21 protein-coding genes are annotated in these 25,780 nt (G+C 60.8%); 11 read left to right on the top strand and 10 right to left on the bottom strand.

What is annotated here, in order from left to right; genetic code table 11:
* Nucleotides 1-11 precede the first annotated feature (11 nt).
* On the top strand, nt 12-1,058 hold the full coding sequence (locus AC1EJZ_RS03660; RefSeq protein WP_070726565.1) for a GNAT family N-acetyltransferase: 1,047 nt from the start codon (nt 12-14) through the stop codon (nt 1,056-1,058).
* Here AC1EJZ_RS03660 and AC1EJZ_RS03655 read toward each other — a convergent pair.
* Complete coding sequence (locus AC1EJZ_RS03655) at nt 1,055-3,502, bottom strand: DNA gyrase/topoisomerase IV subunit A (RefSeq protein ID WP_480293978.1); 2,448 nt, start codon at nt 3,500-3,502, stop codon at nt 1,055-1,057. The genes AC1EJZ_RS03660 and AC1EJZ_RS03655 overlap by 4 nt on opposite strands.
* A 68-nt stretch (nt 3,503-3,570) precedes the next feature.
* On the opposite strand from AC1EJZ_RS03655, the gene AC1EJZ_RS03650 reads away from it, so the two are divergent.
* Together AC1EJZ_RS03650 and AC1EJZ_RS03645 are read left to right on the top strand one after the other, a co-directional pair.
* The gene (locus AC1EJZ_RS03650; RefSeq protein ID WP_285014247.1) at nt 3,571-4,116 is read left to right on the top strand and encodes a DUF5998 family protein; all 546 of its coding nucleotides are present in this window, start codon (nt 3,571-3,573) and stop codon (nt 4,114-4,116) included.
* Entirely contained in the window at nt 4,106-5,203 is a 1,098-nt protein-coding gene (locus AC1EJZ_RS03645; RefSeq protein WP_070726569.1) for an alkaline phosphatase family protein, read from the top strand. Before AC1EJZ_RS03650 ends, AC1EJZ_RS03645 begins: the two co-directional genes overlap by 11 nt.
* Here the strand turns inward: AC1EJZ_RS03645 and sepH are convergent.
* On the bottom strand, nt 5,200-6,270 hold the full coding sequence (sepH, locus tag AC1EJZ_RS03640; protein WP_480293977.1) for a septation protein SepH: 1,071 nt from the start codon (nt 6,268-6,270) through the stop codon (nt 5,200-5,202). The two genes, AC1EJZ_RS03645 and sepH, sit on opposite strands and share 4 nt — an antisense overlap.
* A gap of 197 nt (nt 6,271-6,467) precedes the next feature.
* Between sepH and AC1EJZ_RS03635 the strand changes: the two genes are divergently transcribed.
* Genes AC1EJZ_RS03635 through AC1EJZ_RS03620 form a run of 4 tightly spaced genes read left to right on the top strand, consistent with a single transcriptional unit; the run spans nt 6,468 to nt 8,483 of the window.
* Nucleotides 6,468-6,770, top strand: coding sequence for a DUF4193 domain-containing protein (locus AC1EJZ_RS03635; RefSeq protein WP_070726767.1), 303 nt, complete (start codon nt 6,468-6,470; stop codon nt 6,768-6,770).
* A 2-nt stretch (nt 6,771-6,772) separates the two neighbouring features.
* Entirely contained in the window at nt 6,773-7,438 is a 666-nt protein-coding gene (locus AC1EJZ_RS03630) for a DUF3710 domain-containing protein (protein ID WP_058236571.1), read from the top strand.
* Complete coding sequence (locus AC1EJZ_RS03625) at nt 7,435-7,836, top strand: OB-fold nucleic acid binding domain-containing protein (RefSeq protein WP_480293976.1); 402 nt, start codon at nt 7,435-7,437, stop codon at nt 7,834-7,836. The genes AC1EJZ_RS03630 and AC1EJZ_RS03625 overlap by 4 nt, the downstream gene beginning before the upstream one ends.
* Entirely contained in the window at nt 7,833-8,483 is a 651-nt protein-coding gene (locus tag AC1EJZ_RS03620) for a DUF3159 domain-containing protein (RefSeq protein WP_480293975.1), read from the top strand. Before AC1EJZ_RS03625 ends, AC1EJZ_RS03620 begins: the two co-directional genes overlap by 4 nt.
* Here AC1EJZ_RS03620 and AC1EJZ_RS03615 read toward each other — a convergent pair.
* From AC1EJZ_RS03615 to AC1EJZ_RS03605, 3 genes are all read right to left on the bottom strand, one after another.
* Nucleotides 8,421-9,659: a 13E12 repeat family protein gene (locus tag AC1EJZ_RS03615; protein WP_480293974.1), complete on the bottom strand. Its 1,239-nt coding sequence runs from the start codon at nt 9,657-9,659 to the stop codon at nt 8,421-8,423. The two genes, AC1EJZ_RS03620 and AC1EJZ_RS03615, sit on opposite strands and share 63 nt — an antisense overlap.
* Before the next feature lie 83 nt (nt 9,660-9,742).
* Nucleotides 9,743-10,453, bottom strand: a complete 711-nt coding sequence (locus AC1EJZ_RS03610; protein ID WP_058236574.1) for a potassium channel family protein — start codon at nt 10,451-10,453, stop codon at nt 9,743-9,745.
* Nucleotides 10,454-11,104, bottom strand: coding sequence for a potassium channel family protein (locus AC1EJZ_RS03605; RefSeq protein WP_058236575.1), 651 nt, complete (start codon nt 11,102-11,104; stop codon nt 10,454-10,456). It lies immediately after the preceding gene.
* A 115-nt stretch (nt 11,105-11,219) separates the two neighbouring features.
* Here AC1EJZ_RS03605 and AC1EJZ_RS03600 point away from each other — a divergent pair, with 115 nt between their 5' ends.
* From AC1EJZ_RS03600 to AC1EJZ_RS03590, 3 genes are all read left to right on the top strand, one after another.
* Complete coding sequence (locus tag AC1EJZ_RS03600) at nt 11,220-13,205, top strand: APC family permease (protein WP_074026181.1); 1,986 nt, start codon at nt 11,220-11,222, stop codon at nt 13,203-13,205.
* Nucleotides 13,189-14,454: a class I SAM-dependent RNA methyltransferase gene (locus AC1EJZ_RS03595; protein WP_058236576.1), complete on the top strand. Its 1,266-nt coding sequence runs from the start codon at nt 13,189-13,191 to the stop codon at nt 14,452-14,454. The genes AC1EJZ_RS03600 and AC1EJZ_RS03595 overlap by 17 nt, the downstream gene beginning before the upstream one ends.
* Before the next feature lie 138 nt (nt 14,455-14,592).
* Nucleotides 14,593-17,406 (top strand): aconitate hydratase, encoded by a 2,814-nt coding sequence (locus AC1EJZ_RS03590; RefSeq protein ID WP_092648517.1) that lies wholly within the window; start codon nt 14,593-14,595, stop codon nt 17,404-17,406.
* Nucleotides 17,407-17,412: 6 nt separating this feature from the next.
* On the opposite strand, the gene AC1EJZ_RS03585 is transcribed toward AC1EJZ_RS03590, so the two are convergent.
* From AC1EJZ_RS03585 to AC1EJZ_RS03575, 3 genes are read right to left on the bottom strand one after another with little or no spacing between them, the layout of a single operon-like run.
* Nucleotides 17,413-18,180 carry a hypothetical protein gene (locus AC1EJZ_RS03585; protein ID WP_058236578.1) on the bottom strand — a complete coding sequence of 256 codons (768 nt, stop codon included), beginning with the start codon at nt 18,178-18,180 and terminating at the stop codon, nt 17,413-17,415.
* 16 nt (nt 18,181-18,196) lie between these two features.
* A complete protein-coding gene (locus tag AC1EJZ_RS03580; RefSeq protein ID WP_070726579.1) occupies nt 18,197-20,029 on the bottom strand; it encodes a chloride channel protein in 1,833 nt (610 codons plus the stop codon).
* Nucleotides 20,026-22,026, bottom strand: coding sequence for an alpha/beta hydrolase family protein (locus AC1EJZ_RS03575; protein ID WP_480293973.1), 2,001 nt, complete (start codon nt 22,024-22,026; stop codon nt 20,026-20,028). The genes AC1EJZ_RS03580 and AC1EJZ_RS03575 overlap by 4 nt, the downstream gene beginning before the upstream one ends.
* 95 nt (nt 22,027-22,121) lie before the next feature.
* On the opposite strand from AC1EJZ_RS03575, the gene dxs reads away from it, so the two are divergent.
* Nucleotides 22,122-24,011 carry a 1-deoxy-D-xylulose-5-phosphate synthase gene (gene dxs, locus AC1EJZ_RS03570; protein ID WP_480293972.1) on the top strand — a complete coding sequence of 630 codons (1,890 nt, stop codon included), beginning with the start codon at nt 22,122-22,124 and terminating at the stop codon, nt 24,009-24,011.
* Here the strand turns inward: dxs and AC1EJZ_RS03565 are convergent.
* Complete coding sequence (locus AC1EJZ_RS03565) at nt 23,984-25,219, bottom strand: ribonuclease D (RefSeq protein ID WP_480293971.1); 1,236 nt, start codon at nt 25,217-25,219, stop codon at nt 23,984-23,986. The two genes, dxs and AC1EJZ_RS03565, sit on opposite strands and share 28 nt — an antisense overlap.
* Nucleotides 25,209-25,778, bottom strand: coding sequence for a DUF3000 domain-containing protein (locus tag AC1EJZ_RS03560; protein WP_058236583.1), 570 nt, complete (start codon nt 25,776-25,778; stop codon nt 25,209-25,211). The genes AC1EJZ_RS03565 and AC1EJZ_RS03560 overlap by 11 nt, the downstream gene beginning before the upstream one ends.
* Nucleotides 25,779-25,780: the final 2 nt, after the last annotated feature.

The following is a 25,780-nucleotide window of genomic DNA, read 5'->3' as shown; positions in this document are numbered from 1 at the left end:
AGGAGGCAGCAGTGGTTGAGCGCGACTCGGACATCGTGACATGGAGAGCTCTCACGCCTGATCATGCTGTCGCACTGGCCGATCTGATTGCATGCATTGAGCGTGTCGACGATCCTCCATACCGCACAAGCCTCGACGAAATTGTCGAGTTGCTGTCCAACATGTCCAAGTGGCGTGGCGTCATTGGCGAGCTCAATGAGACAGGCACGTATGTCGCATTCTCGATTATCACCACGCGTTTCGTGGGTGTGCCTGAGTGCGTGTGCCAGGGCGGCGTTCACCCGGATTTTCGCCGCCGAGGCATTGGCCGCTCGCTCATCGAATGGCAAACCCGCACCTCGACCGAGATACTCCGTGTCCTCGCGGAGCGCAAGGAATTACCGGACGATGAGCCCGTGGGAGTTCATGTTCCGCACGTCGAAACCGGCATGGACACGCCTGACAGTGATGTCATCGGTCGTATCGTGACGCACGTGGATATGGGGCACGAGGAACTCGAGGAACACCTGCGTGAACTCGACTACCACTGGTCGAACACGTATTTTGAACTGCGCGCAGATTTGGAATCAGTGCCGCAGATGCCGGAGTTGAACGCCTACCTGCAGGTCGCCCCGTGGGATGACATGTGGGAGGACCCGGTTCGCCGTGCCGCTAACCGTCTGGCTGACCAGGAATGGGGGAGGCCCCCTCAGTCAATGGAGCAGTGGCTGATGGGGCGCACCGCGTTCGCGCCGCAGTGGTCGTTTGTCGCCCTCGACCGTTCAGGTGACCGCCCGCAGGTGGCGGGTTTCCTGTTGGCCTCGCGCTACGAACAGGACTGGGCGGCACTGGGATGGTCAGAAGGGTACATCGACCAGATGGGCGTGCTCGAAAAGTGGCGTAATGCCGGCGTTGTCGAGGCGTTGATCATTGCCTCCATGCGTGCGCAAAAAGACGACGACATGGATAAGACGGGAGCCGGACTGGGATCGGCTAACCACTCAGGAGCACTGGCCGTCTACGACGGGCTTGGTTTTCACGTGGTGGGCGAATCTCGGCTGTACGCCTTGGATGTCTAACCGATTGTTGCGATCGCGTGCTTGATGGGCTGGCCGGAGCCGTCGCGACGCTCATCAAGCTCGGGCAGGTCCGTGGGCTGACCGTTCGCTGAAGCTGCCCGAGGCGGGCGAGGCCCGACCCACGCAGTGTCCAGGCGTGCTTCTCCACGCAGGAAACGGTGCGCGCGAACGCCTTGCGTGCCGCGGCCCTTCATCGGGAAGACCTCAAAGGGGCTGACCTTGACGGTTGTCTGACCGGTGCCGGGCAGTGCGCCTTCAGCTCCCGCAACCGTGACCACGCACGCTTCACTCGGATCAGCAACGACCCATAAGCCGATCACCTCGGCATCTGCTGCCAGCTTGATGCCAGCAACACCACCGCCGGTTCGTCCCTGCGGACGTACCTTCGACGCATCGATGCGCAGCAAGTGAGCATCTGAGGTGACGAATGCGATTTCGTCTGAGTCGTCGCACACATCGAAGCCAACCAGGTGGTCGCCCTCGTCCAGCGAAATAACCTCCCACGAATCGCGTTGCAGCACGTCAGGGCGCAGACGCTTGACCACGCCGTGCGCCGTGCCCATCGCCATGATTGCGTCGCCGGTCGGATCGATCAACCCAACGGGCGTTTCCTCAGAGTGCACAAGCAGTCCGGCAGGTGTTGCCGCAGCGAAGGACAAGCCGGTGTCAAAGCGCGGCAGTCCGGGCAAGTCCACGACATCGATGCGGTGCGCAACACCATCGCTCATCACCACGGCCACCTGCGAGCGGGTAGTCGTCGGGATCTGCATCTTCCAGCCATCGAAACTGGCACGCGCGCCGCGTTCGAGCACGTCACCGCCCTCCACCCGGGCCAGTCCGCCAGTTGCCGTCAGCACCACCACGCACGGCTCGTCCGGTATCTCAAGAGCAGGGGCAGATGATGATCCACTCTGCGGAGCAGATGCGGCCAAAACGGTGTCGCCCTCGCCGGCCGATGCGAGCAGTAATGTGCGCCGAGGAGTGCTCAGGCGGGCGGACACTTCCTGCAGATCTGATTTGACCATGTCGCGCAGCAGCTCATCGGAGCCGAGGACTTCTTCGAGTTCAGCGATTTTCGCGCGCAAGTCATCACGCTCAGCTTCCAGTTCGATGCGCGAGAATTTCGTCAGGCGTCGCAGGCGCAATTCCAGAATGTAATTGGCCTGCGCTTCACTCAGATCAAAGGCCATCATGAGGCGCTGGCGCGCTGAGTCGACGTCGTCGGATGAACGGATAATGGCGATAACGTCATCAATATCGGCGATCGCGATCAGCAGGCCTTCAACCAGGTGCAGGCGCTCTTGCCATTTGTCCACGCGGAAGCGGCTGCGACGCGTGGTGACCTCGATGCGATGGTCGATAAAGACCTGCAGCATTGCCTTGAGCGACATTGTCTGAGGCTGCCCGTGTACCAGCGCGACGGCGTTGACAGCGAACGATTCCTCCAGGGGCGTGCGCTTGTACAGTTGCATGAGGACGGCCTCGGGGTTGAAACCATTTTTGATTTCAACGACCAGACGCAAGCCGTGGTGACGATCCGTGAGGTTTTGAACCGCGGAAATTCCCTTGAGTTTGCCAGAGGAAACGCTGTCCTTGATTTTCTCCATGACGCGTTCAGGGCCGACCATGTAGGGCAGCTCCGTGATCACCAGTCCGCGCTTGCGGGCAGTGACACGTTCAATCGACACTTTCGCGCGGGTCTTAAAAGATCCGCGACCGGTCTCGTAGGCTTCGCGGATTCCGTCCAACCCTACGATGACGCCGCCTTCAGGCAAGTCCGGTCCGGGCACGTAGCGCATCAGGTCATCGACGGTGGCATCCGGATTGTCCAGCAGGTAGATACACGCGGCGACAGCTTCACCCAGATTGTGCGGTGCAATGTTGGTCGCCATGCCGACGGCAATGCCGGACGAGCCATTGACAAGCAGCTGTGGGAAACCGGCGGGCAATACGTCCGGCTGCATGAACTGGTTGTCATAGTTGGGAACGAAGTCAACGGTGTCCTCGTCCAGGCCTGCCGTCAGATCCAGCGCGGCAGGAGCCAGGCGTGCTTCGGTGTATCGAGGGGCTGCCGGCCCGTCATCGAGTGAACCGAAGTTACCGTGACCATCGACGAGGGGAACCCGCAGGTTGAACGACTGCGCCAGACGCACCAGCGCGTCGTAGATAGCGGAATCTCCGTGCGGGTGGAGCTTACCCATCACTTCACCCACAACGCGCTGAGACTTGACATGGCCCTTGTCGGGCCGCAGTCCCATCTGTTCCATCTGGTACAGAATGCGTCGCTGGACGGGCTTGAGTCCGTCACGGGCATCAGGCAGTGCGCGCGCATAGATCACCGAGTACGCGTATTCGAGGAACGACCCCCGCATTTCTTCGGAGACATCAATCTCAGAGATGGATTCTTCAAAGTCCTCCAAACGAGGCGTGGTCGTGCGTCGCATGTTCGCATTGTGCCGCGAACCACCTGTGGAAAGACGCTTCCCACGCCGCAACAAGGCACAATTGGAGAATGGACACACACGCTTCAATCCGGCAGCACGGCTTCTATCCGTCCCTCGTGATACGCGCCTTGGATCGCATTCTCGGCGACGAAGAACCGCTGGCTATGGTGTCTCAGCTGGAGGCGGCGTTTGACCGTTCCAGCATGTTCCGCCACCTCACGGTTGCCGTTCTGACACCGACCACGTTGATCCAGATCCACGTTGACGAACTGGACCGGGGTGGCGCCATGACGAACACGATCATCACTCCGACCACTCGCATCCACGGAGCTTCACTCACTGAGGTTGTAACCGACGCGATCCATGATGGCGGCAGTCAGCTGAGCGAGCTGACCATGGCGATCAACTGCGGCAGTCAGCGTCGCGGTGAAGTGGAGCTCAACCAGTGCGATGACCCGCAGTGCACCGCTGACCACGGCTTCACCGTCCACACCTTCCCGGAGGATTTCTCGATGCGTTTTTCGGCCGCCGCTGATGGCGAGGCCGCCCTCGCCAATGCTGAACGATTCGTCGACGCGACGCTCCAGGTCATCAAGGGGAATCATGCGCATTAACGAGGGCGACCCGCACCTGCCTGGTCCGAGCGATCTGCGCATCACTGACGTCTTGGGCCGGTGGATCGACGGTGTGGGACGGTCGTATGAGCAGATGGTGGTGATCCTGGCTGATGGTCTGGGGGCGGTGCCGCTGGCGGATCACTTCGGCCATGCGAGCGTGCTGCGCGGATACCGCGATGAGATCGAGCAGGCTTTCACCACTGTTCCCTCGACAACAGCCGCAGCGATCACCTCATTCGCGACGGGAGCGCTCCCTGGCGCCACGCGTATGGTGGGATACTCGGTGGCGTATCGGGGCAGGGCAATGAATCTGCTGGCCTTCGAGAACGGACCGGATCCGACAGTCTGGCAGGAAGTACCCACCCATTTCGAGCGCCTGGCAGATCGCTCAGTGTCCTCAGCTGTGATTTCACCTCCGAGCTTTGCCGGCTCAGGTTTGACTCTGGCCGCGTTGCGCGGGGCGCGTCATGTGGGCGCGGTATCGATGCAGGAGCGCATTGACGCTGCAATGTGCGAACTGCAGGCAGGCACCCACATCGTCTATTTCTACTGGTCAGATATCGACCACGAGGGCCACAGGCATGGCGTCAATTCCGAGCAGTGGCGCCGCGCGCTTGAAGAGTTCGATGCGGGTATCGGGCATCTGCTGACGCGCATTTCTCATATGCGTTCGGCCGATCGAATCGCCGTGATGCTCACCGCTGATCACGGAATGGTGGATGTGCACCCCGATGATCTGATCGACGTGGCGCACACGCCTGAATTGCGCGAGGGGGTCGAGCTGATCGCGGGTGAAACACGCTCGGTTCACCTGCACGCGCAGCCGGGTCGAGCCGCGGAAGTCCTCGCCCGGTGGGAGGAGTATCTGGGTGAGCGTGCCTGGATCGTGCCGGCGGACGCGTTACCAGGCGTGATAGGTGAGGGGCCAGGCGTGCAGGTTGTCGGTGATGCGATGGTGATGTCGCGCGGCGGGTACGGCATCGTGGATTCTCGTGTGCAAAGTGAGGGCGCAATGGCGCTGATCGGGGTGCATGGGTCAATGACCGAGGCTGAAATGATGGTGCCGGTCGTGCGGCTCGCTTAGGATTTCGAGCCGAAAACGATCTCATCCCAACTGGGTACCGAGCGGCGACGCGTGTTTTTCTTTGGTGCTTCAGCCTTTGGCTCAAGGTCTTCCATGCCGGGAAGCGCCGAGGTTTCCGGCTCGTCGGGCTGTTCGGCGGTGGGCGTTGCCATCACGGAACTCCACAGATCCCGGGAGGTCCCCGGCGCCGTCGAGGGTGCCTCTTCTTCGGGTGTTTCGGTCACGATGTCATCATCGTGGGGGTCGATCACTCCGGTCTCCATCGGTTCGGGTTCTGTCGTGTGCGTGCGTGAGCGAGCCAGGGAGTAAATGCGCGCTGACAGTGAATCGCGCTGGACGCGCTCATCTGGATCCTCAGTGTCGTCACCTTCACCGTCGATCACAATTTCCTGACGCTTGCCGCGCTGAGCGTTGAGCTGGTCGAGCAGCTTGTCATTGACCGGCGTGGGAGCCGGCTCGCTGTCATCTTCGGGATGCAGGGGAGTGAAGACAGCAGAGACAGGGGAAGATGGAGTGGCGTTCTCGGTGAGCCACCGGGCTTCCTGATCGATTGCTTCCGCGCTGGATTCGGAATGATCCATGCGCCAATGTGCGGCGTGTTCGGCTGCGCCCTGAATGAACGTCACGAAGACTTCCCACGGGCCGTCCTGCTCACGCCTGGCTGACCAGATGATTGATTCGGGATCCACTCCGCGAGCCGCCAAGCGGTCGACAACGAGGTCACCCATCAGAGGTGAATCCTTTTCGCCACCCACATGCGATTCGCGTGCACGCTGAATGGCCCACGCTTTTTCTGCGTCGATCGGTGCTTCGAAACGCTCAATCAGCGCGATATCCGTATCGTATTCAGTGGCGATTTCTGATGCTGACATGCCTGAGCGCAGGAGTGCCTGGATGTCACGCGGACGCAGAGCCCTGGATTGGATGGGTTCAACTCGGGGACGTCCACGGCGAACTGACGCGCGCAATTCGTCAGTGACTGCCACGCGGTAACGTTCACCGTCTGCGTCGGTGAAAATCAGCGATTCATTGTCACTGCCGACACCGAGCAGCTCAAGATCGATCATGAAAACCTCCCGAATACATCTGATTGAAATCGTCTCAAAGAAGAGTGAAGATCGGTGGCGCTTGGCGCGCGTGTCTAGTAAACGATCGGAATAAAACAGTGTCAGTATGGACGCCATAATGCGCAGAAGCGCAATGAGTGTTACTATCCCTGCGCTGAGCAAGATTTGACCCGCAGACTGTGCGAGGAGGAGGAACCGTGGCAACTGACTACGATGCCCCACGTAAAAACGACGACGATGTGGCGGAAGATTCCATCGAAGAATTGAAGGCTCGCCGCAAGGACGCCGGTTCGAATGAGGTAGACGAGGACGAAAACGAGGCGGCGGAGAATTTTGAGCTGCCGGGCGCCGACCTGTCGAAAGAAGAACTGACTGTGCATGTGGTTCCTCGCCAGGATGATGAGTTCACGTGTACGAGCTGCTTCCTGGTCCATCACGCATCGCAGCTGGCTTATGTTGATGACAACGGTCAGCCTGTGTGTACGGAGTGTGCTGGGTAGCTATGGGCTGGTTGAAACGTCGACGTCGCGATGATGAAGAGCAGGTCGAACAGCACGCACACGACGAGTCACAGGACAAGCGGCAGGCCGGTGATGACGCGGAGATCTGGGATGAGCCAGGTCCGCGCACTGCCGAGGACGTGGACGTCTCCCAAGGGTATGTCGACCTGGGCGCGCTGAAGATTCCGGCGATCAAGGGCATGCAGCTGCGCACGCAGCTGGCTGACGACAAGCGCACCGTGTTGCGCGTGTTGATCGTGCTGGGCAATTCGGGCCTGCAGATTTCAATCGCCGCCGCTCCGCGTTCCGGTGGAGTGTGGGACGAGGTGCGCGAAGAGATTCGTGAATCGCTGACATCCAACGGCGCCAGCGTGGAGGACGCTGAGACGCGCTATGGCGCCGAGCTGCTGGCTGACATGCCGGTGACCTTGCCGGATGGTTCAAAAGCGACGTCACGGATGCGCATCATTGGCCGTGAGGGTCCGCGCTGGTTTGCGCGCATTGATGTGTTGGGGCCTGCAGCTCAGTCAAGCGAAGCGGGCGAAGGAATTGAGAAGGTGATTGATCGCCTCGTGGTTGAGCGTGATGACCGTCCCCGCGCGCGCCTTGACCTGCTGCCGATGCATGTTCCTGACAATGCCGTTCAAGCGCCGATTGTGCCGCAATGAGTAACCCGAGCGAGGTTTTCCCGAAGCGCTCGTGGTGGCATAGATTGAGCGACGCGTGGCATTTTTCGACCCCTGAAGCGACTGAGGCCGATGATGAGCAGCGCTCTCAGCGTTCGCGAGGCACTGTGCCGATCAAGGACGTGCGTCCGCGTGAAAAGGTGGTTATTTCGGGTGTTCTGAGATCGGTGACGCTGTATCCGCAGGAGGGTCCTGATCAGCTCGATGCGACGTTGTTCGACGGGACCGGTTCAATCGTGATCAGGTGGCTGGGTCGGTGTGAGATCCCTGGCCTGCGCGTGGGGCACCACGTGGAAATCGAAGGAACTGTAGGTGTTGATCACGGAATCTACGTGATTTCTGACCCGCTGTACCGCCTGCTGGCTGGAGAACATTCGTGAGAGTTGTTGATTCGCTTCAGGACGAGGAATTCTCTGTCTGGTCGGCGTTGGGCGGCTGGCGGGGTATCGTTGAATCGGTCGCTCCGATCATCGTTTTTGTCACGACGTATATTGCGACCCACGAACTGACGTGGCCGCTGATCGCCTCCGGTATTCTCGCGGGCCTCTTCGTCGTTGCACGCCTGGTGTCCGGCCAGCAGATCACCCAGGCACTGTCGGGTGCCATCGGCGTTGCACTGTCGTGCGTGTGGGTGGTGTTCTCCGGTCGAGGGCAGGATTTCTTCATCGTGGGTATCGTCACGGCAGCGGTTCTGAGTGTGGCGTTGCTCGTGTCGATCGTGCTCCGGCTTCCTGCGGTCGAACTTGTGTTGAACATGTTCTGGGAAAAAGGCGCAGTGCCGCGCCGTGTATGCACCACGCTCACGTGGGTGTGGTTCGCACTGTTCTTCATTCGTTTCGCAGTGCAGGTGCCACTGTGGTGGGTAGGCCAGATTGCTGCACTGGGGGTCGCGAAACTCGTACTTGGATTGCCGCTGTTCGCCGTGGCATGTTGGATTACGTGGATGACGCTGAGGCCCTTCGTCTCACTCGCGTCGGTGGAAGAACGTTCGACCGTTGACAACGGTGTAGATGATCCCCAGAGGTGAGTGCCACTTATAAACCCCCGTAGCGACCTGCTCAAGCCTCCAGTGGGCGTGTGTTTTTGCGCGGTGAACGCTTCGCGAGAGTGGACCGAGGTTGTCAAGGCGCGTCTGCCCGGATAGCCCATCTGGATCGAACGCCTGGGTATGGTCGATATCGCAGCTTCGCGAGCGAACATTCGAATACGGGAAGACTTCATAGGGTTCGCGCGTCTGGAGCGCCAGTCGCATATCGCCAGACGGATCATGGCGATCAATCGGCGTGAGAGCCCGCGGATCAAGAACGGGCCGGATCGTGACGCGAGTGTGAGCAAACATCTGCCGCAGCTGTTTCAGCCCGACGCTGCCGTGCCCGTCAATCTGCGCGACGGGGGAGTCATCAACGTGGACGATCACAGTGGCAGCAGGCTGGAGTGAGCGCGAAACGGATCCTTCGTCCAGAAGCCTGGCCGCGTAGTGCGGCGTTGCGAGGATACCCAACGCCTGCGAGCGTCGTTCATCGATGCTGAGTTCGTCAGCATCTGCGAGCAATCCAGCTAAACGCGTGATCGTATTGTCCAGTGCAATCGCGTCAGTCGCACTGAGTGTGGCATCGACAGAGGCGATGGAACTGGATTCTTCATGCGTGATCTGAACGCGGCGCGTGGACTGCGCTCGCGCGCATTGCGCGTCGAATTCATCGGGATTAATACGGGCGATGAGGTTGTCAACATGTCGACAGATGCGCGCCTGAGACCAGGCAGCAATAGCCCCGAGGAAGCAGTCAATCTGACGGCAGTCAGCCTGACTGAGCAGCGTCGTGCGCTCAGCGACCGTCATCGCTTTCCACACGGGAACTTCTGCAGCGACAACTTGCTGCCACAGGCACGGCAGTCTAAAACTCAGGTCAAGTAAGGCTCCCATTTCATCGAGCATTTTGGCAGGGGAGAGCCCTAACGCAGCAGATAGCTCAAGGTGTGCGAATTCGGCAATTCGAGGCACGCCCTCACCGGCTCGCTGCACCAGGTCCTGTTCGCCTTCAACAGCTTCACTCACGGCAAGAACAGCGCGGACAACCATCTGGGCACGCCGAGCCTGCGCCACACGCACCGCACGATCCGCGTCGCGGGCAGCGTTGACCAGCTCACGAGCCGTGGCCTCAGGAGTGTCACAATCTCCTGCACTTACCGCAATGTCGAACATGTGTTCTATTGTGGCAGTGGGCACGGGCATCTGCGTTCCATCCACAGGCTCACAAGCAGCCCATGAAAGTGATGTACCTCACATTAAGCTGTGGTGTTTGGAGCATCAGCCTGTCCGGTCTCCGGCACAACGCCATTGACCAGCGTCCCCAAATGCTCCAAGTGTTTCCCGCGCTTTTCGGGCACCAGCATCAACAGTTCATCGCCTGATTCGAACACGTCGTCAGGTTGTGGATTCACAGGAATCTGGTCGCGCAGTAACGCCGCCAGGACTGTTCCTGCAGGGAAGTCAACCTGACCGATTCGCTCGCCCACCAGGGGCGAATCCTCCGGAAGGACAATCGCATACATTGCAACATTGGCCTTGTTGAACGTAAACAGCGGGATGGGAGCGCCCTCGGAAACAGCTTCCTCAACCAGGGCGGTCATGATGCGCGGCGTGGACACCGGCACGTCAACACCCCACGCCTCGTTGAAGAGCCATTCATTGCGCGGGTGATTAATACGGGCCACCACGCGCGGCACGCCGAACTCGGTCTTCGCGAGCAGGGAGATCACCAGGTTCGCCTTGTCGTCGCCCGTTGCGGCAACCAGGACATCGGTTTCTCGCACTCCCGCGTCGGCGAGGACGTCCGGTGAGCACGCATCGGCCAGCACCCAGTCCGCATCAGCCACAGTTGCCACACGCATCTGGTCAGGATTGTTGTCGATCAGGGTGACCTCGTGGCCATGATCCAGAAGTTCGAGGGCGACGAAGCGTCCCACTGAGCCAGCACCGGCAATCACGATTTTCATCTAGTTCTCCAATCTCGGTGCAGAGGTGAGCACATTGCGCAGCGCAAGCGAATCTGTGCCTGACACGGCGAAAATCAGCTCATCATGTTCCTGAACGACGAGGTCGTTGCGCGCAGGCTGGATCACGCCCAACCGAGACACAAAGGCGAGTCGCTCGCCGGTCAGTTCCTCAACGACTGGCAGCGGAACGGAGGTCCACGACGGGTCTGGGATAACGTTCACGAGCGACACCAAGCCGGTCGAGTGCGTCCAGGTCACGTGCGCATTTGGCGGCATCATCCAGCGCAGAACAGCCTCGGACGTGCGGCGAACCGCTGCTACCGTGGGGATGCCTAAGCGCTCATACACCGCGGCTCGCGAGGGGTCGTAGATGCGTGCGACCACGCGCTCAACATGGAAAGTCGTGCGAGCTACTCGGGCCGCAATGATGTTTGAATTGTCGCCATTGGAGACCGCGGCGAAAGCGTACGCATCCTTGATGCCCGCCTGACGCAGAGCATCGCGATCCATGCCGACGCCTGTCACACGCCGACCGGAAAAGTCGGATGACAGGCGTCTGAAAGCCTGAGCGTTCATATCAATGACGGCAACTGAATGGCCCTGTTCATCAAGTGTCGAGGCGATCGACGCGCCGACCCGGCCACATCCCATAATTACGAAATGCACAGGTTCAAAGGTACTCGGTTTTCCTGTCGAAAGGGTAGTAGGCTAGACCATCGTGTTGGAGGCTTTTTCTCGCGCCAAGCGCGTACTGATTGGGCGACCCATGCGTTCAGACGCCATGGGGCACCAGTTATTGCCCAAACGGATCGCATTGCCGATCTTCGCATCTGATGCGCTTTCATCCGTCGCTTACGCGCCAGATGAAGTTCTGCTTACCCTGGCAATCGCCGGAGGAGTTGCAGTAACCCAATCCGTGTGGGTGGGGCTGGCAGTGGCGGTAGTGCTGCTGGTCGTCGTGCTGTCCTACCGCCAGACCGTACACGCCTACCCGTCAGGCGGCGGAGACTATGAAGTCGTGACCAAGAACCTCGGACCGTCGTGGGGACTGGTCGTCGCATCTGCGTTGCTGGTGGACTACGTGCTGACGGTGGCGGTGTCGATCTCCTCAGGGGCGCGCTACGTGACCGCCGCAATCCCACAGCTGGCAGGCCAGGAAGTGCCGATCGCAGTGGCCGTTGTCATCGTGCTGTGCCTGTTGAATCTGCGCGGTATGCGCGAGGCAGGTTCAGCTTTCGCTATTCCGACATACATTTACATGGCTTCAATTGGTATTCTCATCGCGGTCGGCATGGTCAAACTGGTCACAGGCCACCTCGGTCAGGCACCCTCGGCAATGTATGACCTTGTCCCGCAGGCCTCTCACGTATCGGGCCTGGTCGGACTGGGCGGAGCGCTGCTGGTGATGCGCGCATTTTCCTCGGGCTGCGCAGCGCTGACCGGAGTCGAAGCGATCTCCAACGGCGTGCCCTCATTCCAGCGCCCCAAGTCCCGTAACGCGGCGACAACTCTCGCGATGCTCGGCGGGATCGCTGCCACCATGCTGATTTCAATTCTCGTATTGGCGAGGGCGACCGGCGTGAGAATCGTGGAGGATCCGGCCACACAACTGAGTCTGAACGGGGCGCCAGCAGGCGATGTCAGGCTCGACCCGGTGATCGGCCAGTTGTCTTCAGCAGTATTCGGACACGGATCGATCCTGTTTTACCTGATCACGATTGTGACCGGATTGATTTTGGTGCTGGCAGCCAACACGGCGTTTAACGGTTTTCCAACCTTGGCCTCGGTACTGTCACGCGACTCGTTCCTGCCGCGTCAGCTGTACCGCCGTGGAGACCGGCTGACATTCTCAAACGGCATCGTTGCCTTGTCGGCCGCAGCAATCGTCCTGATCATCGCGTTTGATGCGCAGGTTACCCACCTGATCCAGCTCTACATCGTCGGCGTGTTCATCTCTTTCACGCTCAGCCAGGTGGGCATGATCCGCCACTGGAATGCGAAACTGCGCAATCCTCAGCGCGCCGACTCGCGGGCCTCCCTGCTGCGCTCGCGGCTAGTCAACATGATCGGATTCGTGCTGACGGGAACGGTGCTGATCGTCGTACTCGTGACGAAATTTACCCGCGGTGCGTGGATCACATTGCTGCTAATGGGGCTGGTGTTCCTGACTCAACGTGCCATTCGCCATCACTACGACACCGTTGCGACGCAGCTGCGCGTGGAGGACTACTCGACTCGGCGCGCACTTCCGTCGCGCGTGCACGCATTAGTGCTGGTGTCGTCAATGAGCAGAGTGACGATGCGGGCAATTGCCACTGCCCGCGCGACGGCGCCCTCGTCACTGCAACTGGTGAGTGTGGTTGCCGACCAAGCTGAAGAAGAACGGATCATCCGGCAGTGGCGGGCCTCCGGCCTGCCGATCCCGCTGACGATTCTGTCAGCACCTTACCGGGATATCACGCAGGTCATCGTCCAGCACGTGCGTTCCCAGCGACGCCGGTCACCTCGCGAAATGGTGGTTGTGTACGTGCCGCAGTTCCTCGTGTCGCACTGGTGGGAAAATGTGCTGCACAATCAGACGGCACTGAGGTTGCGTCAGGCACTGCTGCGGATTCCGGGCGTAGTCCTCACTCTTGTACCATGGAAACTTGGGGAAGACAGCCAGGTGGAGGGTGAGCAGCCCATCAAACGCCAGCTGATTAACGACCCGTTCCGTTCACGTCAGAAAGGTCCTCATGACTCCGCCTCGTAATCGCGAAGAATTGACGCTCACGCTGGGAGAACCTGCACACGGTGGAGCATGCGTCGCCCGAGACGACGACGGTCGCGTCGTTTTCGTGCGACATGGGCTGCCCGGTGAGAAAGTCGTGGCACGTGTGAGTGCCACCCGCAAGCGCCTTGCATGGGCCAATGTAATCGAGGTGCTCGAGGCAAGCCCTGACCGTGTCGAGCCGGCATGGCCGCAGGCTGCTCGCGAAAAGATCGGTGGAGCCGAACTGTGCCATGTGCGTCCCGCAGCCCAGCGCACCTGGAAGGAAGACGTGCTGCGTGGACAGATCCGGCGCGTCGGGGGAGAGGGCCTGGCACAAGCCGTCGACTCGATCGGAGGCGTCCACGTGCAGGCGTGCCCGGGCGATGAGGATCCGGACGACTTACTGCTGCACAGGCGAACACGCATCGAGCTGGTGGCTGACAAGGACGGTAGGCTGGGCATGTCGCGCTACCGGTCGAACCAGGTCGTTGCATTAGAGTCAATGCCGCTGGCCGTAGACGCACTATGCGAGATCGGCCTGTTTGACGGGAACGATTCACGGTGGCTGACCGCGTGGGGGCCGCGTGATCGTGTGCGAGCGGTCGCCTCAACGGGCGGTGACATCGCCGTGGTGACGCCGTCGGGAACGTACGACGGGCAGGGCAAGCCACTGGACCGCGAAAAGTTGCGGTGGGTCGTGGAGCCCGATCCCGAACCGTTCAACGTCCGTCCCTCGGGCTTCTGGCAGACGCATGTACGCGGTGCGCAGGTCCTGTCCGATGCTGTACGCCGTCTGGCTGGCCAGGGCAGTGCGGCAATGGAACTGTATTCGGGGGCCGGATTATTCACACGCTCGCTTGCGGGCGCGTTCGGACGCGTCGTGTCGCTCGAGGGTGACGACGGTGCCGTGGAAGATGCCGCGCTGAACCTCGGGGGAGCGGCACATGTTGAAACGTTCATCGGGGATGTTGATCATCAGGGGATCCTCGATCTGTCCAACGAGCTGCAGTCACATGCCGATGTCGTGGTGATGGATCCGCCACGCTCGGGTGCGGGCGACGAGGTATGCCAGACGGTAGCCGCGCTTGGTTCGGAGCGAATTGTGCTCGTTTCATGCGATCCGGCGGCAGGTGCCCGTGACCTGCGGACTTTGACGGAGGGCGGATACCGCCTGACCTCCCTCGAAGCGTGGGACTTATTTCCGCACACTCACCATGTCGAATTTATCGCCGCGCTGGAGAAGGACTGAGTTTCTCGGCCCGGTGGCCGCAGACGGGTTTTTCGCGCGACACTGCGATTTCCTGCGTGCTCTGCGCGTGATTTTCGTGTTCTCCTTGCAGCGTCCCCGCCCTCTGATATCTTGATATCGAGACATTAGGGGGATCACATGGCTTTGCAAGGCAGTTTCGATGCACGCTCCACGCTCACAGTGGATGATTCGACGTACACCATCTACCGCCTCGATGCGGTGGACGGATTTGACCGGCTTCCATACTCACTGAAGATCCTGGCTGAAAACCTTCTGCGCAACGAAGACGGTGTCAACATCACCGCCGACCAGATCAACGCGCTGGCTAGCTGGGACCCGAAAGCACAACCCAGCACCGAAATCCAATTCACCCCTGCGCGCGTTGTCATGCAGGACTTCACCGGCGTTCCCTGCGTCGTCGACCTGGCCACCATGCGTGAAGCAGTGGAGGACCTGGGCGGCGACCCCTCGAAAATCAATCCGCTGGCGCCAGCGGAAATGGTTATTGACCACTCCGTGCAGATCGACGTGTACGGCACGCCGGAGGCGTTCGAAGCCAACCAGGACAAGGAATACGAACGTAACCGTGAGCGCTACCAGTTCCTGCGCTGGGGACAGGGAGCCTTTGAAAACTTCCGCGTCGTCCCACCGGGCACCGGTATCGTCCACCAGGTCAACATCGAATACCTCGCGCGCACCGTGTTCACACGCCAGGACGGCGAAGACACGCTCGCCTACCCGGATACCTGCGTCGGCACCGATTCCCACACCACGATGGTCAACGGTCTGGGCGTGCTCGGCTGGGGTGTCGGTGGTATTGAAGCCGAGGCAGCCATGCTCGGCCAGCCAGTTTCCATGCTGATCCCGCGCGTCGTCGGTTTCAAACTCTCCGGCGAGATCCCCTCCGGCGCGACCGCGACGGACGTCGTCCTCACCATCACGCAGATGCTGCGTGAACACGGCGTGGTCGGCAAGTTCGTTGAATTCTACGGCCAGGGTGTCTCCGCTGTGCCGTTGGCAAACCGAGCCACCATCGGCAACATGTCGCCCGAATTCGGCTCAACCGCCGCGATCTTCCCGATCGATGACGTCACCGTTGACTACTTGCGGCTGACTGGACGCAGCGAAGAAACGCTCAAACTGGTCGAAGCGTACGCCAAGGAACAGGGGCTGTGGCACGATCCCTCGCGCGAGGCAGAATACTCCGAGTATTTGGAACTCGACCTGTCCACAGTGGTGCCTTCCATTGCCGGCCCGAAGCGTCCGCAGGACCGCATCGAACTGAGCGCCGCCAAGGAATCATTCCGCGCCACGCTGCCGAACTATGTCAGCGAACACGAACAGCACTCCGCTTCAGAACTCGATGAGGCACTGGCTTCCACCTTCCCTGCGTCAGATCCGGTCGATCCGAACGCCCTCGACCATGAGGACGATGACGAACCGCGTATCGCTTCGGCAATCGACGACCGACCGCACCACATCGTGGATGTCACGTTGGCGGACGGGACGGAAACGAAACTGGATCACGGTGACGTGGCGATCGCCTCAATCACTTCATGTACCAACACGTCCAACCCGGCGGTCATGATCGCGGCCGGTCTGCTGGCACGCAACGCAGTCAAGCGTGGACTGCAGTCCAAGCCGTGGGTGAAAACCTCACTGGCCCCTGGTTCACAGGTCGTCACAGGGTACTTCGAAAAGGCCGGACTGTGGGAGGACCTCAACGCACTCGGGTTCAACCTGGTGGGCTATGGGTGCACCACGTGTATCGGCAACTCCGGCCCGCTGCCGGACGAAATCAGCAAGGCCGTCAATGACAATGACCTGGCTGTTGTGTCCGTGCTGTCGGGTAACCGCAACTTCGAAGGTCGCATCAATCCCGACGTTAAGATGAACTACCTGGCATCCCCGCCGCTGGTCATCGCCTACGCGCTGGCCGGTACGATGGATTTCGATTTTGAGACTGAAGCGCTGGGGCAGGACCAGGACGGCAAGGACGTGTTCCTGCGTGACATCTGGCCTGATGCGGCAGAGGTGGATGACACAATCAACTCGTGTATCGACCGCTCCCTGTTCGAGCAGGACTATGCGGACGTGTTTGCTGGTGACCACCGCTGGCAGGGTCTCGATACTCCCGAGGGTGACACGTTTGAATGGGACGAAGATTCCACCTACGTGCGCAAACCACCGTACTTTGACGGAATGACTATGGAGACCGCTCCGGTTGAGGATATTCACGGTGCGCGAGTGCTGCTCAAGCTAGGCGATTCGGTGACAACGGATCACATTTCGCCGGCAGGCTCCTTCAAGCCGGATACGCCGGCAGGCAAGTACCTGATTGAGCGAGGAGTGGAACGCTCGCAGTTCAACTCCTACGGGTCGCGTCGCGGTAATCACGAAGTCATGATCCGAGGCACATTCGCAAATATTCGTATCCGAAACGAAATGGTGCCCGGCGTGGAGGGCGGATTCACCCGCGACTTCACGAAGGACGATGCGCCGACCGTGCCGGTATTTGATGCGGCGATGAGCTACAGCGAAGCAGGTGTGCCACTGGTGGTTCTGGGCGGAAAGGAATACGGATCAGGCTCCTCACGTGACTGGGCAGCCAAGGGAACAGTGCTGCTGGGCGTACGCGCGGTGATCACCGAATCATTCGAACGCATCCACCGTTCGAACCTGATCGGCATGGGCGTGCTGCCGTTGCAGTTCCCTGAGGGCGAAGATCGTAATTCCCTGGGTCTGGACGGCACGGAAGTAGTCGATATCACCGGCATTGACGCGCTCAATGATGGGTCGATCCCGAAGACAGTGCATGTCAGTGCCACCCGCGAGGGTGCGGACCCCATCGAGTTCGATGCGGTCGTGCGGATTGACACGCCTGGAGAGGCTGCCTACTACCGTAATGGCGGCATTCTGCAGTATGTGTTGCGTCAGCTTGCCCAGCAGTAGAGGCTTCTACTGTCCGGGCGGATACCGGTGAGACAGTGCGACGATCGTGGCGCCAAGCTCCGAATCGAGCGGCCACGAGCGCGCACACTCACGGGCCGCATCGCGCAGGAGAATATGCGCCTGGTCCGGGTCGGTGCCCACGCACACTGAAGCCTGAGTGAGAAGCTCACGCACCTTCGGGTCGTGAGCGGCTTCACGGGCAACGACTTGCAATGCGTGCGCCGTCAACGGATTGACCGGCCGATGTCGGGTGGGGTGCAGCAGGGGAATGCGGCCATTGCGGATACGGCGCTCCAGTTCGCGCATGTATGCGACGAATGTTTCATCCATCATGCCGGTTGCATGCCACGTGATGCGCCGACCATGCACATCCGTCACAGTGACACAGGTTGAAGTCTGTGCCGGGCGGATTGAAATCGTCACGATGTCAAGCAGCTCAACTGTGCGCGTGCCGCGCACGGATCGCACAGCGAGGTAATCGGGCGTCAGATAGAGCCTGCGCGGAACTTCAACGATGAGCAGAGCCAGCCCCAGCACGCTCAACCCCAGCGCCACAGCGATGATCGCGACGCGTGACTGAGTGGTGAGTTCCCGCCACAGAGCCCACGCACCAATCAGCACCATCGCGCCGTAGCACGCGATCAGTTCTAGCGGCGCGTACAGGGTGAGTGGAAGCGTGGTTGCACGCAGACGTGCCACATGATGACGCCACAACGCAGCACAGATACACGCGATGAGGAACGCGATCGGTATCACAATGGCCCACGCTGGCATAGGAGCAGTCTACCCGCTAGCTACGACGACGAGGATGACGCTCACGCCACCGCGAACCGAAAGAGGATTCGATACGTGCGTCGAGCGCTCGCCGTTGATCGCGATACATACGGTCAACCAGGTCGCGCCCGCTGATCCAGCCGACCATGTGGGCGGGCGCACCCTGCCCGTCGTCATGCAAGACGGGAATCCCCTCGACGCCACTGGATGTCAGCACGCGCATGACCGTGGACGGCAGATCCGTGTCAACCACGTGCACATGTCGCAACGGCAGAGCTTCCAACGCGGTGTCATGCTCGACCCCTTCTTCACGCCAGGAGGCAATGTCCAGGGCGCTGACAACACCGGACACCACGCCGTCCGCATCGACCACGGGGAGTGCCTGGGCGTGCGCTTCGCGCATTCGGGACACCGCGCGCATGATGGTGTCTGATGGGTTAAGAGTGGCAGGAGCTGGCTGCATGAGCGCCCCGGCCGGGTTGGCACCCAGCAAAGTGTGGGACACGGGATCATCGAGGATATCGCCACGCCTGCGCAGCTTTTCCGTGTAGATCGTGGAGCGTGTCAGGAACCGTGAGCATCCTGTTGCGATCACGACAGCCAGCATCATGGGAAGAATCAGCGAGTACTGGTCCGTCATCTCCACGATGATCAGAACCGCTGTCATGGGTGCACGCGCAGCCCCAGCAAAGGCAGCACCCATGCCGATTACTCCGAACACCGCTATGGACGAATCAGTGAGCGGATCAATCAGATGTCCGATCGCGCTGCCGACCATTGCACCAATGAACAGCGTCGGAGCGAACACGCCGCCCGAACCGCCCATTCCGATCGTGAAGGACGTGAAAATCATGCGACCCACAGCCAGCGCAAGCAGCGTGGCGATGGGCAGTGCGCCATGAAGAGCCTCGAGCTGGATCGGGTAGCCCGAACCGTACATGGCGGGGAAGAAAAACAGGCCAATGCCCAGCACGACTGACATGAGAGCTGCGCGAGACCACTGCGGAAACGCGATAACTGCCGTGAGACGTTCCCACCCCCAGTCGAGCCAGTCTTCCATCGCATACAACAATTTGGAAAAGGCCAGCCCGCACAGGCCGGCAATCAGGCCGACGAGGGCGGCCCACCCTATGTCAGTCAAGGAAGCCAGGTCCACGCTGTAGTTCAGGTCAACTAGGGGCGCTGACCCCTGAAGTGCGCGGGCAACGATCGATGCCATGACAGACGATATGACGACGTAGCCGAATGTCTCTGCGGTAAAGCGCACCAAAATCACTTCGAGCGCAAAGATCGCACCAGCCAGCGGAGCATGGAATGTGGCGGCAATACCGCCGGCAGCACCGCAGGACGCGAGCACCACGACGCGTGTGGTGGGAAGACGCACCCACGATGCGATCGTGGACCCCAGGGACGCACCGACCTGAACGATCGGGCCTTCACGGCCAGCCGACCCGCCGCCACCGATTGTCAGGGCGGAGGAGACCAACTTGACCACCGCGACGCGGCCAGGAATCTTGCCGCCCCTTCGGCGCACCGCCAGCATGACCTCAGGGATGCCGTGTCCTTTGGCCGTGGGGGCCCATCGCCAGATCATCGGCCCATACATGAGTGCTGACACGACGGGGACGGCAATGATCAGGATGTGTGTCCACGCCGGCCACCCGTGGGGTGCTCCGCCTGTTACCGAATAGTCCGCAGCGCCGGTGGTGGCGCGCATCCACACGGCGATCAGCCAGTTGAAGATGACGGCTGCCAGTCCCACCACTGCGCCGACAATGCCGGCTACTACCGCGAACGCTGAACGGTGATCAGTGACGATTGCACTGATCGCTCCACGCACGCGGCTCATAGAGTGGTGACGCTGATCTCAGCCGCACCATCAGCGTGAAAACCCCACACTGTCGCGTAGAAACCCAGCTCACTCGCCCAGGCCTTCGCAATGCTGGCAGCAGTACGCAGCGAGTGCCCTTCGCCATCGAATTCGACGAGGGCGACCGGTCGATCCAGTTCGCGAAGCGCATCGTAAATGCTGCGTGACTGTGAAGGCAGCACGATGGTGTCCTCTGTGCCCTGCAAAAGCAGGAGCGGTGCGTGAATGTCCTGGACGTGGCAAATCGGAGAGCGCTCCGTCCACACGGGATCGTCCAAGTTGTCCGAGCCCAGAAGCGTGTAGAAGTAGTGGGACTCAAATTTGTGGGTTTCCTGCGCCATGCGATGCAGGTCAGACACACCTGAGGAGGATGTCCCAGCCGTAAACACGTCGGTTGTCGCCAGAGCTGACAGGGCGGTGAAACCGCCGGCGGAATGGCCGCGAATCGCGACTCGTGCGGGATCAACGAGGCCCTGATCAATCAGGTAGCGCGCCCCGTCAGCACAGTCCATGACATCGATGACGCCCCACTGGCCGTTGAGCGCCTCACGGTATTCGCGTCCTGATCCGGTGGATCCGCGATAATTCACGTCCAGGAATGCGAAGCCGCGAGTCGTCCAGAACTGTCGGGCAATGGACAGGCCGGGGCGAGCTGACGAGGTCGGCCCGCCATGAGCGGACACGATCAGTGGCGGAAGTTGGCCGTCAGGTGCGGTGAAGTCGGGATTGACCGGCGCGTAGTAGAAGCCGTCTGCCTCATTGCCGTCGCTGGTCGTCCAGCGCACGGTCTGTGCAGGTGAAATCATCTCCTCAGCGATCTCAGCTTCCGAGGACGGGCGCAGCACGTGCGCGTGCGAATCGGTGATCTCGACGATGGCTGGCGCGTGCGTAGGGGAGTCGGCCAGGAAAACGACGCGCCCCTCGTCGGAAGCGACGTTACCGATGGGCCACCATCCGGTTTCCCATTCTTCCAGCAGGCCATTGTCCAGTCGCACGCTGCCGACGTGCCACGTGTGATCCTGCGACCAGGAGCAGATCAGGTGCTCATGATCCAGGTTGTCGTAGGAGTGCAGGCCCAGTTCCCAGTGGGGGTGTGAGAAAGCGCGCTGACCGGGATGCAGGACGCGTGTACGCAGGCGATCCGTCCACGCGTGGGCATCCTCGTCCTCGTGCCATTCGAAGCCTTCAGTGCGGTACAGGTTTGCCCATCCTGAGGAATCATCCACGTGGATCAGGTCGCCGCGCAGAGTCCAGCGAGGCTCATAGACGCAGACACCTTCTCGGTCCACCAGCGTGACGTGGGTATCGATGTCACCCTCGAACGTGAGGGCGCCAACGTGCAGGACGGACTGAGTCCACGGCATGTGCGGGTGGTTCCATGACAGCCACGCCAGCTTCGACCCATCCGGGGAGAGCGTGGGTGCCGAGCAGAAGTCGGTGCCGGAAAAGACGGTGCGAATAGGCTTCGGATCGCGCGCCGCGGAGCCGTCCAGAGGGATCGCCACCATCGTGTTGACCGGTTCACCCTGTCCCGTGTGGTCCTCACATACGGCGTAGACCAGGGAGCGAACCTCGTCAATCTCAAAGTCGCCGTAGCGCTTCTTTTCCATCGGGGTCAGTGCCGTCAGGCCGACGGTGGGTGCGGACATGTCGAACAGGTAGACACGGTCATCAAAGCCGTCGGAGAAAACGAGGATATTCTCGTGGACGGCGTAGGCGCGGCCACCGTAGCCGTGGACACGGGTGCGCACATCGGGCAGGCGCACACCGTCAATCATGGGCAGGAGCTCCATCGTCTGACCCATGCCGTTACGTCGTAATAGAACGTTGCGCCCATTATCTGTAGGATGGCCTTCTACCCAATACGTGTCGGCGCCATCGATGCGTACTTGAGAAAGCGTCACGAATCGAGCCGTGAATGACTCGCCCGTGATCGGGGATTCCCACTGGCCGTACGACTTCACTGAGGGGGACATGTGCAACCTCTGTCAACTCGGATATGCGCGTCTGTCGCGTATATCAATCCTAGCTGGAACCAACGGACTTTGAGAGGACCATTAGACTCGTAACTATGGTTCTTCCAGACAGTGCCGACGAGTTGCCGATTTTGTCGCATATCGACGGGCCTGACGACGTTCAGCATCTGACCACGTCGCAGGCCGTTGACTTGGCTGACGAAATCAGGCGTTACCTCATTGCGTCCGTGTCACGTACGGGCGGGCATATGGGACCCAACCTGGGTGTGGTGGAGCTGACGATTGCGCTGCACCGCATCTTCAACTCACCTACCGACTCAATGATCTTCGACACAGGTCACCAGGCCTACGTCCATAAGCTCCTGACAGGGCGCAAAGACTTTTCACATCTGCGCGAGGCGGGGGGACTGTCCGGATACCCCTCGCGCGCCGAATCAGAGCACGACATCGTGGAAAATTCCCACGCCTCGACAGCGCTGTCGTGGGCTGACGGCATTTCGCGCGAAAAGACACGCACCGGGAATACATCCTGGACAGTGGCAGTCATCGGAGACGGGGCGCTCACCGGCGGTATGGCATGGGAAGCACTGAACAACATCGCTGAGCAACCTCACCGCAACATCGTCATCGTGGTGAACGACAATGGCCGCTCCTATGCTCCTACCATTGGCGGTATGGCGCACCATCTGGATGCGCTGCGCACCTCGGAGCAATATGAGCGCGCCTTGTCATGGACGAAGAAAACACTGCTGGGAATGGGGGAGCCTGGGCGTGCTGCCTTCGAAGCGCTGCACGGACTGAAAGTGGGAATCAAGGACGTGTTGGCGCCACAGGTCATGTTCGAGGATCTGGGGCTGAAGTATCTGGGACCGATCGACGGGCATGACATCGTTGCGATGGAAACCGCGTTGACGCGGGCGCGCAGCCTGCACCAGGCCGTCATTGTCCACGCCATCACGCAGAAGGGGCGCGGATACCGACCGGCGGAAAAAGACATCGCCGACCGCTTCCATGCGGTCGGCAAAATCCACCCGGAAACGGGCCTGCCGATCAAACCCGCGCGCTTTGGGTGGACCAGCGTCTTTGCCGACGAAATCGTGAAGATCGCCCGCGAACGTGAAGATGTTGTCGGCATTACTGCAGCGATGAAACTGCCGGTGGGACTGGGCCCGCTGTCAGATGAATTCCCCGACCGCGTCATCGACGTCGGCATTTCTGAACAGCACGCCGTCACCAGCGCAGCCGGAATGGCCTTCATGGGTGCACACCCCGTTGTCGCGTTGTACGCCACGTTCCTGAACCGCGCGTTCGACCAGGTCCTCATGGACGTGGCACTGCACCATGCGGGCGTGACCTTCATCCTTGACCGTGCCGGCATCACCGGAGCGGATGGGCCCTCGCACAACGGCATGTGGGATATCGCATTGTTGTCGATCGTGCCGGGACTGCAGATAGCGACCCCTCGTGACGAGGAAACTCTGCGGGCAGCGCTGCGTCGCGTCATTGACATTGCTGATGCTCCCACCGTGGTGCGTTACCCGAAAGGCCCGCTGCCGCAGCCGATCCCTGCGCTGCGCAGCGTCGGCCCGGTCGACATTGTGCACGAGGGAGGCGACGGGGAAACGAAAATCCTGATCGTCGCCCTGGGGGCCATGGTCGCCCAGGCGATTGACGCCTCGAAGCAATTGGCCTCAGATGCGACGGTATGCGTTGCTGCCCCGACGTGGATTCAGCCCGTACCCGATGAACTGGTGGCGATGAGCCGCGACTATGACCTGGTTGTCACCGTGGAAGACGGCGTCGTACGAGGAGGCTTCGGATGGGCACTGTCGCAGGACACAGATGTGCCGGTGATTCCGATGGGGATTCCCGATGAGTTCCTCGCGCACGACTCGCGCGCTCACATTCAGCACGAGATCGGCCTGGACGCTGCCGGCATCGTGCGTAGCGTGCGCGACTACCTCAAAGCGTCGAACAGACACTGAGATACCAGCTCACGCTGCCAGGCGCGTGCGCCGCCCTCGTCCAATCGCTGATCGAGCGCCTCGGGGGTGAGCGGCTTGAGGGGAGCCCAGCACACGAAACGCTGCACGCGCGGCTCCAGGACAACTTCGGGTGCCAGCCCGAGCTGTTCGGCAACACCGGCGACCGCTTCACGAACCGCGAGCAGACGCTCATGTGCGTGTTCGTCGAGACGCTGCCACAGGCGCGCTTCCGGAATCGTGCCGGCAGGATGTGTAACGCGTTTGGGTGGCAGCTGGTCTTCTGGCATGCGCCTGGCGCGTTCAATCGCATCGAGGAAGTCCGTCGTATATGGACGGGTGATGGGAGAGCGGAAGGAATCCAGTGAGCGCAGCTGGCGACGATTGGTCGGTGGGCGCTGAGCGGCTTTCAGCAGGTCAGAATTGCGGACGACGCGCGTGCGTTCCAGGTCTTTGTCGCGGGCGATCTCTTCACGCGTGAGCCACAGTTCGCGGGCAACGGCCAGCGCTCGACGGGAGCGCAGTTTGCCCAGGCCTTTGATACCGCGCCAGTGATGCGTCTTCGGAGTCGGAGCAGGGGCGTGCAGCACGTGGGCGAATTCCTCCTGTGCCCACTCCCAGCGATCCATGTCGTGCAGCGTGATCGAGAGCCGCCGGTACAGTTCTGTCAGAAATTCCACGTCCAGTGCGGCATAGCGCAGCCAGTCGGTGGGCAGCGGTCGCACCGACCAGTCGGATGCCTGATGGTCCTTGGCTAATGAAAATCCCAGTACCTGTTCGCACACGGCTGCCAGACCGAAACGTTGCAATCCGATGAGGCGTGCCGCAACTTCGGTGTCAAACAGGTCAGTGGTGTGCAGGTTCAGGTCACGCAGATTGGTCAGATCCTGGCTGGCGTCGTGCAGGATCCACGTGGCATCCAGTGCCGGTGCCAGGGCTGACAGGTCAGGCAACGCATGCGTATCAATCAGGTACGTTCCGACATCTTCGCGCCGGATCTGCACCAGGTAGGCGTTCGTCGTATAGCGGAAGCCATGGGCACGTTCCACATCGAGGGCGACCGGCTGGGTGGAGGCTCCCAACTCAGCGGCAACCCCCTCAAGGGCGTCTGTAGTGTCAATGACTGAGGGAACGCCGTCGCGCAAACGGCTGACAGTGGGGGGATCGTCCGTGTTCCCGCGCGGCAGACCGCCGGGATTATCAACGAGCATCCGTATTCAAAACCTCATGTAGAAACTGATCTGACTCAACGCCGGCAACGTGGCACAACAGGGAATTCCAGGCTACAAGGTGTTCGCCCAGATATGGAGTCGACGGAGTCCACGAGGCCCGCAGTTCGACGTACAAGGTGGATCCGCGCAACGTGAGACCCCCGAAAGATTCGGAAACTTCCCGCGTCACGGTGCCGGTCATGTCATGATACCCAGCGCCCGCATCTTCGAGGCAGTCGTGCGCCCAGTTCCACAGGCCTTCACCGATCATAGGGTCGTTGCCCATTTCGGGGTCGATCTGGGCGCGAAGCTGAGCGACAAGGCGGAACTGTCCGTTCCAGCCTGCTTGCGTGTCCGGGTCGAACAGGATGACGAATCGGCCTGATCCCAAGGATTGATCGTGCGCGCGGTGCACGGTTCGCATGGCAAGCGCAGCGGTCCACGGAGCCAGCTTGCTTGGACCGGGCACCTCTTCAATCTCCACATGAGGATTGATCGGTGCGTCACGAAGCGACAATAAAGCTGTGACAAACGCCTCAGGAAGTTGTTCCTCACCCACCC

Source organism: Pauljensenia sp. C0170B5 (genome assembly GCF_056590195.1).
This window is presented reverse-complemented; position numbering and strand designations above follow the sequence as displayed.

What these genes read in the sequence shown, in the direction of transcription:
- AC1EJZ_RS03655 (WP_480293978.1), bottom strand. Translation starts at nt 3,502, where the DNA reads ATGCGACGCACGACCACGCCTCGTTTGGAGGACTTTGAAGAATCCATC.
- AC1EJZ_RS03650 (WP_285014247.1), top strand. Translation starts at nt 3,571, where the DNA reads ATGGACACACACGCTTCAATCCGGCAGCACGGCTTCTATCCGTCCCTC.
- AC1EJZ_RS03645 (WP_070726569.1), top strand. Translation starts at nt 4,106, where the DNA reads ATGCGCATTAACGAGGGCGACCCGCACCTGCCTGGTCCGAGCGATCTG.
- sepH (WP_480293977.1), bottom strand. Translation starts at nt 6,270, where the DNA reads ATGATCGATCTTGAGCTGCTCGGTGTCGGCAGTGACAATGAATCGCTG.
- AC1EJZ_RS03630 (WP_058236571.1), top strand. Translation starts at nt 6,773, where the DNA reads ATGGGCTGGTTGAAACGTCGACGTCGCGATGATGAAGAGCAGGTCGAA.
- AC1EJZ_RS03625 (WP_480293976.1), top strand. Translation starts at nt 7,435, where the DNA reads ATGAGTAACCCGAGCGAGGTTTTCCCGAAGCGCTCGTGGTGGCATAGA.
- AC1EJZ_RS03615 (WP_480293974.1), bottom strand. Translation starts at nt 9,659, where the DNA reads ATGTTCGACATTGCGGTAAGTGCAGGAGATTGTGACACTCCTGAGGCC.
- AC1EJZ_RS03610 (WP_058236574.1), bottom strand. Translation starts at nt 10,453, where the DNA reads ATGAAAATCGTGATTGCCGGTGCTGGCTCAGTGGGACGCTTCGTCGCC.
- AC1EJZ_RS03605 (WP_058236575.1), bottom strand. Translation starts at nt 11,104, where the DNA reads ATGGGATGTGGCCGGGTCGGCGCGTCGATCGCCTCGACACTTGATGAA.
- AC1EJZ_RS03600 (WP_074026181.1), top strand. Translation starts at nt 11,220, where the DNA reads ATGCGTTCAGACGCCATGGGGCACCAGTTATTGCCCAAACGGATCGCA.
- AC1EJZ_RS03595 (WP_058236576.1), top strand. Translation starts at nt 13,189, where the DNA reads ATGACTCCGCCTCGTAATCGCGAAGAATTGACGCTCACGCTGGGAGAA.
- AC1EJZ_RS03590 (WP_092648517.1), top strand. Translation starts at nt 14,593, where the DNA reads ATGGCTTTGCAAGGCAGTTTCGATGCACGCTCCACGCTCACAGTGGAT.
- AC1EJZ_RS03585 (WP_058236578.1), bottom strand. Translation starts at nt 18,180, where the DNA reads ATGCCAGCGTGGGCCATTGTGATACCGATCGCGTTCCTCATCGCGTGT.
- AC1EJZ_RS03580 (WP_070726579.1), bottom strand. Translation starts at nt 20,029, where the DNA reads ATGAGCCGCGTGCGTGGAGCGATCAGTGCAATCGTCACTGATCACCGT.
- AC1EJZ_RS03575 (WP_480293973.1), bottom strand. Translation starts at nt 22,026, where the DNA reads ATGTCCCCCTCAGTGAAGTCGTACGGCCAGTGGGAATCCCCGATCACG.
- dxs (WP_480293972.1), top strand. Translation starts at nt 22,122, where the DNA reads ATGGTTCTTCCAGACAGTGCCGACGAGTTGCCGATTTTGTCGCATATC.
- AC1EJZ_RS03565 (WP_480293971.1), bottom strand. Translation starts at nt 25,219, where the DNA reads ATGCTCGTTGATAATCCCGGCGGTCTGCCGCGCGGGAACACGGACGAT.